The organism is Candidatus Rokuibacteriota bacterium (genome assembly GCA_030647435.1).
Lineage (GTDB): Bacteria > Methylomirabilota > Methylomirabilia > Rokubacteriales > CSP1-6 > AR37.
In genome coordinates this window covers 1-8764 of record JAUSJX010000113.1, presented here as the reverse complement: position 1 = coordinate 8764, position 8764 = coordinate 1, and the positions used below count along the sequence as shown (strand labels likewise).

Here is an 8764-nt window from a genome sequence, read left to right as displayed (position 1 = left end):
ACGGCGCCGACGAGGTCCACAAGGTGAAGATCTCCGAGCACGAGATGCGGCGGTGGGCGTGAGCCCTGGCGCCGCCGTGGAGCGGGCGGAGGATCGCCTTCGCGAGGGCCTGGAACGATTCATCGCGCGGCGGTCGGGCGCCCCGGCCGCCGTCGTGGGATGGGTCCGGCTGCCGGGCGGGACCCTGCGTGACGCGTGGGGCATCGACGCGCGCATCGACGCGGGGCCGTTCGCGGGGCCGCACCGGCTCGTCTACCTGCAGGATCGCGGCGCCGGCCCGCTCGAGAGCCGGCTGCGCCGCGAGGACGAGTTCCGCGTGCTCGCCGTGATGCACGCCGCCGGCGTGCGCGCTCCGCGCCCCTACTGGCACGTCCCACGCGACGATCCCGAAGGTCTGGGCTCCGGCCTGATCCTCGAGCGGGTCGACGGCGAAGCGGTGGGGCGGCGCATCCTGGAAGATCGCGCGTTCGAGGCGGTGCGTCCACGCGTGCTCGAGCAGATGGGGGAGGAGCTGGCGAGGATCCACGCGGTGCCGTGCGACGCCGTCACGGGACTGCCGGCGCCGCCTGACGGGAAGGGCGCGCCCGAGGCCGGGCTCGACGAGGTGGAGCGGACACTGCGCGAGGTCGAGGAGCCGCACCCGGCCCTCGAGCTTGCGCTCCGCTGGCTGCGCCCGCGGATGCCCGCGCCGCAGCGGCTGGTCGTGAGCCACGGCGACTACCGTCTCGGGAATGTCATCGTCCACCCGTCGGAGGGCCTGCGCGCGGTGCTGGACTGGGAGCTCGCCCATCTCGGCGATCCCGGGGAGGATCTGGGGTGGGCCTGCATCCGCTTCTGGCAAGGAGTGGACCAGCCGGGCAGGCCCGGGCTCGGCCCGAAGCAGCGCTTCCTCGACGGCTATGCCAAGGTCGCCGGCTGGCGGCTCGCGCCCGAGATGGCCGTCTACTGGGAAGTGTTCGCCAACCTGTGGTGGGCCGTCATCACCCTCCGGCAGGCGCGGCGCCACCTGACGGGACGGGAGCGCAGCCTGGAGCTGGCGAGCATCGGCCGCCGCTGCGCCGAGGTGGAGTGGGAGCTGCTGCGCTTGATCAGGGTCGCCTGACGCCATGCAGGACCGGCCGACCGCCGTGGAGCTGATCGAGGCCGTGCGCGATTTCCTCGCCGGCGAGGTGGTGCCGGCCCTCGCCGACCGGAGCCTGCGCTACCGGATGCGGATCGCCCTTCACGTCCTGGGCATCGTGGCGCGCGAGGTGCCGGACGAGGAGACACGGCTCCGCGCCGAGCGCGAGGCGCTGCTGAACCTTCTGGATCTGCCCCGCGCCGCTCCGCCCTGCGATCCCCGGCTGCTGCACGCGTGGGTGCTCGAGGCCAACCGAGCGCTGTGCGAGCGCATCCGGGACGGCGCGGCCGGCGCCGGTCCCTGGCGGGAGCGCGTGCTGGCGCACGTGCAGCAGGTCGTCGAGGAGAAGCTTCAGGGCAGCAATCCCGACTTCAACTGAAGTCCCCGCGGCCGCCTTCATGAGGTCGCCGGCTCAAATCCAGCCCCCGCAACCAAGGAGGTCAAGGGCTTCGGAGATTTTCTTCGAAGCCCTCGGCGCTCTTTCATCGCTCCCTCCATGTCGGCGCCACCGAGGCCCTTGTGCGGATCAACGACAACTCCGGGCGGGCCCTCCGCGGACAGATGGAGCCGAGTCCAAGGGGAAGCGGTGCTGCCCAGCCGCCCGCGTGCTGTCAAGGGGCGCTCGGGCGCCTCGGTCGGCCGGCAGGCCTTGACAGCCGCCGCGCGCCTTGGGAGGATCGACGCCGGAAGCCGAAGCTTCGACGCGAAGTCTGCGGGGAGGGGGTGGAGATCATGCGATCGATCGTGCTGGGCCTGCTGATGATGACGGCGGCGGCCGGTTGTGCCGCAGCGCGCAACACACCCGCCCAGGAGCTGGCCTGGGAGCGCTGGGGGGCGTGCAATCACTTCTCCACGATCACGATCGATCGGATCGATCTGGACGGCCGGCTCGTGGTCAACGGATACGAGGTCGATGGTGCGCGGTTCAGCGCGTGCGTGCGCGAGGCGGCGGACGACCAGCTCCGCCGCGGAGCTGCGCCCGTGCCACAGGCGGTCGTGCTCGTGAAGAACTACGGCTGCCAAGGGGGTGCGATGTGAGCCAGCGCCGATTCCGCGTCATCGGATGGGTCGTGGCCGCCCTGCTCCTCGGCATGGCCCAGCCCGGGTCCGCCCAGGCGCCGTCGGGCGAGGTGACGGTCTCCTTCCACGTCACGCTGGCGCCCTCCTGGTTCGATCCGTCCACCGCGCCGCCCCAGATCACGCCCTTCGGCATCCTCTACGCGGTTCACGACGCGCTGGTCCGCCCGCTCCCGGGCCAGAAGATGGGCTCGAGCCTGGCCGAGTCGTGGACGGAGAGTCCCGACGGGCTCGTGTACGAGTTCAAGCTGCGGCGCGGGCTCAAGTTCCACAACGGCGATCCCGTGACCGCCGACGACGCGAAGTGGAGCTTCGAGCGCTACCAGGGCGCCGGCGCGAAGCAGCTTCAGTCTCGCGTGCGGCAGGTGGAAGCGGTCGACCCGCTGACCGTGCGCTTCCAGCTCAAGGAGCCCTGGCCGGATTTCATGACCTTCTATGGCACCACCGCCACGGCCGCTGGGATCGTCCTGCCCAGGAAGTACTTCGAGCAGGTCGGGGTGGACGGCTTCAAGCAGCGGCCCATCGGTGCGGGCCCCTACAGGTTCGTGAGCCAGCGTCCCGGCATCGACATCGTGTTTGAAGCCTACACGGGCTACTGGCGGCACGCGCCCTACGTCAAGCGGCTGACCATGAAGGGAGTGCCCGACAGCACCACGCGACTGACCATGCTCAAGAGCGGCGAGACGGACTTCGCGCTCTTCCTCGACGGGCCCGAGGGGGAGGCCGTGAAGCGCGACCCGCGCCTGACGCTGACGGCCACGCGCCACGCGTCCATTTTCTGGATCGAGTTCGCCGACCAGTGGGATCCCAAGTCGCCGTGGAGCGACAAGCGCCTGCGGCTGGCTGTCAACTACGCCCTCGATCGCAAGGGGACGAACGAGGCCGCATGCCTCGGTTTCTGCCCGCCGGCCGGCGTCATCATTCCGCGGGTGATGGACTTCGCGCTCCAGGTTCCGCCTCTGCCCTACGACCCGCAGAAGGCCAAGCAGCTCCTCGCTGAGGCCGGCTACCCAAACGGCCTCGACGCCGGGGAGTTCGTGCCCATCCCCGGCTTCTCCACGGTGGGCGATGCCGCGCTGAACAACCTCAATGCCGCGGGTATCCGGATGAGGGCGCGGCCGATGGAGCGCGCCGCCTTCTATGCCGCCTGGCAGGAGAAGAAGCTCCGCGGGCTGTTCCTCACCGCCGTGGGGAACTCGGGCAACGCCGCGAGCCGCGTGGAGGCGTTCATCTACTCCAAGGGCAGCTACGCCTACGGCGGTTATCCCGACCTCGACGAGCTGTTCCTCCAGCAGGGGCGGGAGCGGGATCCCGCCCGGCGCGAGGCGCTCCTCCACCGCATCCAGCAGGCGACCGTCGATCGGGTGATGTTCGCGCCGCTCATGGACCTGCGCGGGCTGATCGCCATAGGACCGCGGCTGGCCGACCACACCATCAACTCCATCCCGATGTACCCGTTCCCCGCGTACGAGGACATGCGGCTCAAGAGCCCGTGACGGTCACGCGCTTCGAGATCACCCAGCGCCCCAGGAGGTGACACCATGACGTGTACTCGTCGAGGGTTCCTCACGCTGGCTGCCGGCGGCTTCGCGCTGGCCGGCGGCCTCGCCCGAGCGTTCGCCCAGTCCAAGATCAAGCCGGGCCCCCAGGACCTGCTGCTCGTGGTCGACGTGCAGAACTGCTTCACGCCGGGCGGCTCGCTCGCCGTCAACGACGGGGACAAGATCATCCCGATCATCAACCGGCTCGCGCCGGCCTTCGAGCACGTGATCCTGACGCAGGACTGGCACACGCCGGGGCACATCTCCTTTGCGTCGAGCCATGCGGGCAAGAAGCCCTTCGAGACGGTGAGCCTGCCGTACGGGACGCAGGTGCTGTGGCCGGACCACTGCGTGCAGGGGACCCCGGGCGCGGAGCTGCACAAGGACCTGCGCATTCCGCATGCCGAGTTGATCATTCGCAAGGGCTACCGCAACCAGATGGACTCCTACTCGGCTTTCTACGAGGCCGACGGCAAGACGCCGACCGGGCTCGCCGGTTACCTGCGGGAGCGCGGCCTCACGACCGTGTTCCTCGTCGGACTCGCCACCGACTTCTGTGTGTTCTGGTCGGCGATGGACGCGCGCAAGGCGGGTTTCAATGCCCTCGTGATCGAGGATGCCACGCGTGGGATCGACGCCGGCGGCTCGATGGCGAAGGCCTGGCAGGAAATGCTGGCGGCAGGCGTCAAGCGGATCCAGTCGGCCGACGTGGCGGTCTAGTGCCGACCGACGTGTTCAGCGCGCTCGAGCGCCTGTGGGGCCTCGCCGGCTGCGAGCCCGCCGCGCTCGAGCGCGTGACGCTCACGGGCGCCGACCCGATCCTGCCCACCGACTTCAAGATCGGCACCGCGGCCTCCACCGTGATCGCCGCCGGCGCGCTCGCGGCCTCCGAGATCTGGCGGCTGCGGACAGGGCGGAGCCAGTCCGTCTCGGTCGACCTGCGCGCCGCCGTCGCCGCCTTCCGCAGCGAGCGCTACCTGCGCGCGGAGAGCCAGCCGGACCTCCATCTCCGCGATCCGATCTTCGGCTTCTACCAGGCCGGCGACGGGCGCTGGATCCAGATCCATTCAAACCTGCCGCATCACCACGAAGGGGCTGTCAGGCTGCTCGGCTGCGAGGGCACGCGCGAGGCGGCCGCCGCGGCCGTCGCGAAGTGGAGCGCCCCTGACCTTGAGAACGCGTTCGCCGCGGCGGGCCTGCCCACCGGCATGGTGCGCTCGGGCGCGGAGTGGCACGCCCATCCGCAGGGCCTCGCGGTCGCTGAGCTGCCCCTCTTGGAGATTGTGAAGATAGGCCAGACCCCGCCGGAGCCTGCCGGCGCAGGCCAGCGCGCGCTTTCGGGAATCCGCGTGCTCGACCTCACGCGCGTCATCGCGGGGCCGATCTGCGGCCGCACCCTCGCGGGTTACGGCGCCGACGTGCTGAACGTATCGTCGAAGCACCTGCCGAATCTGCTGGGCCTCGTCATCGACACCGGGCTGGGCAAGCTCTCGGCGTCGCTCGACCTGCGGCAGGCCGACGACGCCGACCGGCTGCGCGCGCTCGTCCGCGACTGCGACGTCTTCTGCCAGTCCTACCGGCCGGGCGCGCTCGCCCGTCTCGGTCTCGGGCCGGAAGAGCTGGCGCGGCTCCGGCCCGGCATCGTGTACGTGACGCTCTCCGCCTTCAGTCACGTCGGGCCGTGGCGCGAGCGACGGGGATTCGAGACCATCATCCAGTCCGTCACCGGGATGGCGCACGAGCAGGGGTTAGGCGCCGCCGGAGGCGAACGGCCCCAGCACCTGCCCGCGCAGGTGGTGGACCACGGCACGGGCTACCTCGCCGCGTTCGGTGCGCAGGTCGCGCTCGCCCGCCGCGCGCGTGAAGGCGGCAGCTATCTGGTGCGCGTGTCGCTGGCGCAGACCGGACGCTGGGTCGACGGCCTCGGGCGCGTGGACGGCCGGCGCACGCCCGACCTCACGCTGGACGCCGTGCAGGACCTGATGGCGGACATGGACTCACCCTACGGCCGGCTGCGCCACGTCGTGCCCGCCGCGCGGCTGTCGGAGACGCCCGCATTCTGGTCGCGTCCGACGGTGCCGCTCGGCACCCACCCGGCCGCCTGGCCCGCCTGAGCGCCCATGGCCACGCGCCTCGACGTGCCGGACGATTGGGGGATCAGCGGGAAGGTCGCGGTCGTGATGGGCGGTGGCGCGGCGGGCGCCGGCATCGGCAATGGCCGCGCGGCCGCGATCCTCCTGGCCAGGGCGGGTGCCCGGGTCCTCGTGGTGGATCGCACGATGGACCTGGCCGAGCAGACGGTCGTGATGATCAAGGACCAGGGGCGGGAAGCCCTCGCGCTCGAAGCGGATATCACGCGCTCCGAGGACTGCGCCATGGTGGTGAAGACGGCGCTCGACCGCTTCGGCCGCCTCGATTTCCTCGACAACAACGTCGGCATCGGCAGCCGCGGCTCCGTCGTGGACGAGACGCAGGAGAACTGGCGCCGCGTCATGCAGGTCAACGTCGAGACGATGTTCCTGGCCGCCAAGCACGCGATCCCCGCCATGATCCGCGGGGGCGGCGGCGCCATCGTCAACGTGTCGTCGATCTCCGCGCTGCGGCCGCGCGGCCTGACGGCCTACTCCGCCTCCAAGGGTGCCGTCATCGCTCTCACGCGCGCCATGGCGGTCGACCACGGCCGCGACGGGATCCGCGTGAACTGCGTGGCGCCGGGGCCCGTCTACACGCCCATGGTCTACCAGCGCGGCATGAGCGCGGAGGCCCGCGACCGGCGTCGAAGCGCGTCCGTGCTGGGGATCGAAGGCACCGGCTGGGACGTCGGCCACGCCGTGCGCTTCCTTCTCTCTGATCACGCGCGCTACATCACGGGGCACACGCTCGTCGTCGACGGCGGCGCCACGCTGTCGGGCCCGGAGCGCGCGTCGGAGTGACAGGTTAGCCTCGGGCATGTTCGCCTCTCCGGGTTCGATCGCGTTCCAGCTCGGTCCTTTCATCGTCCGGTGGTATGGGATCCTGACGGCGGTCGCCATCGTGGTGGGTCTGTGGCTCGTGGGCCGTCAGGCGCGCGCCGAGGGTCTTCCCGAGGAGAAGATCTCGAGCTGTGTCATGTGGGGAGTCGTGACCGGGTACATCGGGGCGCGCCTCTACGAAGTGGCGTTCAACTGGGACTACTACGGCCGCGATTGGGCCAAGATTCCCGCCGTGTGGGAAGGGGGGCTCGCCGTCCACGGCGGCCTCATCGTCGGCTGCTCGGTCGCCGCCGGGCTTGCCGCGTGGCGGGGCCTCCCGGTGCTGCGTATCCTGGACATCGGAGCGCCCAGCATGGCCATCGCGCAGGCCATCGGGCGCTGGGGGAATTTCTTCAACGAGGAGGCCTTTGGACGGCCGACCGATCTGCCCTGGCGCCTCTACATCTCGCCTCGCCACCGTCCGCTCGAGTACAGGGGCGCGGAGTTCTTCCACCCGACCTTTCTTTACGAATCGCTCTGGGACCTGGCGGTGTTCACGGCGCTCGTCTGTTGGCTCCGCCCGCGCTGGCGTGACCGGCCGGGCGCGCTGTTCTTCTGGTACATCGGCTTGTACTCGGTGGGGAGATTCGCCATCGAATCCCTGCGGCTCGACAGCTTCTGGGCCGGCGGCTACCGCGTGCCCCAGCTCGCGAGCCTGGTCGGCATCGCCATCTCCATCTGCGGTCTGCTGTGGGTCAGCCGCGGCGCCCGCGGCGGCACGAGGGCGGCGTGAATCTCGAACAGTTGGCCCCAAAGTATTTGTTCAGAGAGGAGTGAGGCGATGGCGAGCCTGTACGAGCAGGTCTACCAGCGGTCCATGCGGGATCCCGAGGGGTTCTGGGCCGAGGCGGCCGAGGACATCTACTGGGAGCGGCGCTGGGACAAGGTCTTCGACGACTCGCGCAAGCCTTTTTACCGCTGGTTCGTGGGCGGCCGGCTCAACACGTGCTTCAACGCGCTTGACCTGCACATCGAGCGGGGCCGGGGCAAGCAGATCGCGCTGATCTACGACAGCCCGGTGACGGGCACGGTGAAGAGCTACACGTACGACGCGTTCCGCGACGAGGTCGCCCGCACGGCAGGCGCCCTCCGCCGCCAGGGCATCGTCCAGGGCGACCGCGTCATCATCTACATGCCGATGGTGCCCGAGGCGGTCATCGCCATGCTGGCCTGCGCCCGCATCGGCGCCATCCACTCCGTGGTCTTCGGCGGCTTCGCCTCACACGAGCTGGCCAAGCGCATCGACGACGCCACGCCGAAGATGATCCTCTCGGCCTCCTGCGGCATCGAAGTCGGGCGGGTCGTGCCCTACAAGCCCCTCCTGGACAAGGCCATCGAGCTGTCCAGCCACAAGCCCGCGCGCTGCGTGGTCCTCCAGCGCCCGCAGGAGAAGGCGCAGCTCCAGAAGGGGCGCGACCTCGACTGGGGCGATTTTCTCTCGGGCGCCGCCGCCGCGGAGTGCGTGCCGGTGGCCGCCACCGACCCGCTGTACATTCTGTACACCTCGGGGACGACGGGCGTGCCCAAGGGCGTCGTGCGGGATCACGGCGGCCACGCGGTGGCGCTCAAGTGGTCGATGGAGAACATCTACGGCATGGGCGCGGGCGAGACCTACTGGGCCGCGTCGGACATCGGCTGGGTCGTGGGGCACTCGTACATCGTCTACGCGCCGCTCCTGAAGGGCTGCACCACGATCCTCTACGAGGGCAAGCCCGTGGGCACCCCCGATCCCGGGGCCTTCTGGCGGGTCATCGCGCAGCACGGGGTGAAGGCGCTGTTCACCGCGCCCACGGCGTTCCGGGCGATCAAGAAGGAGGATCCCGCCGGCGAGCACCTGCGCCGCCACGACATCTCGGGCTTCCGCTGCCTGTTCCTGGCCGGCGAGCGCCTCGACCCCGACACCTACCACTGGGCCCACGACCTCCTGGGCGTGCCGGTGATCGACCACTGGTGGCAGACCGAGACCGGCTGGCCGGTCGCCTCCAACTGCATGGGCCTGGACCCGCTGCCGGTGA

At 70.5% G+C, this 8764-nt stretch carries 9 protein-coding genes; all 9 read left to right on the top strand.

All coding sequences use genetic code 11. The features are described 5' to 3' along the window. The coding region (locus Q7W02_19730) for a phosphotransferase family protein (protein ID MDO8478382.1) at positions 1-1102 on the top strand (1102 nt) is incomplete at its 5' end. Positions 1103-1106: 4 nt separating this feature from the next. After that, the gene (locus tag Q7W02_19725) at positions 1107-1499 is read left to right on the top strand and encodes a DUF6285 domain-containing protein (protein ID MDO8478381.1); all 393 of its coding nucleotides are present in this window, start codon (positions 1107-1109) and stop codon (positions 1497-1499) included. Between the two features lie 353 nt (positions 1500-1852). Beyond that, a complete protein-coding gene (locus Q7W02_19720; protein ID MDO8478380.1) occupies positions 1853-2158 on the top strand; it encodes a hypothetical protein in 306 nt (101 codons plus the stop codon). After that, positions 2155-3693 (top strand): ABC transporter substrate-binding protein, encoded by a 1539-nt coding sequence (locus Q7W02_19715; protein ID MDO8478379.1) that lies wholly within the window; start codon positions 2155-2157, stop codon positions 3691-3693. The genes Q7W02_19720 and Q7W02_19715 overlap by 4 nt, the downstream gene beginning before the upstream one ends. Positions 3694-3738: 45 nt before the next feature. After that, complete coding sequence (gene pncA, locus Q7W02_19710; GenBank protein ID MDO8478378.1) at positions 3739-4458, top strand: bifunctional nicotinamidase/pyrazinamidase; 720 nt, start codon at positions 3739-3741, stop codon at positions 4456-4458. Further along, positions 4458-5852, top strand: a complete 1395-nt coding sequence (locus tag Q7W02_19705) for a CoA transferase (protein MDO8478377.1) — start codon at positions 4458-4460, stop codon at positions 5850-5852. Before pncA ends, Q7W02_19705 begins: the two co-directional genes overlap by 1 nt. A gap of 6 nt (positions 5853-5858) precedes the next feature. Then, positions 5859-6671, top strand: a complete 813-nt coding sequence (locus tag Q7W02_19700) for an SDR family NAD(P)-dependent oxidoreductase (protein MDO8478376.1) — start codon at positions 5859-5861, stop codon at positions 6669-6671. Between the two features lie 16 nt (positions 6672-6687). Next, complete coding sequence (gene lgt, locus Q7W02_19695; protein ID MDO8478375.1) at positions 6688-7482, top strand: prolipoprotein diacylglyceryl transferase; 795 nt, start codon at positions 6688-6690, stop codon at positions 7480-7482. A 48-nt stretch (positions 7483-7530) separates the two neighbouring features. Then, the coding region (locus Q7W02_19690; GenBank protein MDO8478374.1) for an AMP-binding protein at positions 7531-8764 on the top strand (1234 nt) is incomplete at its 3' end.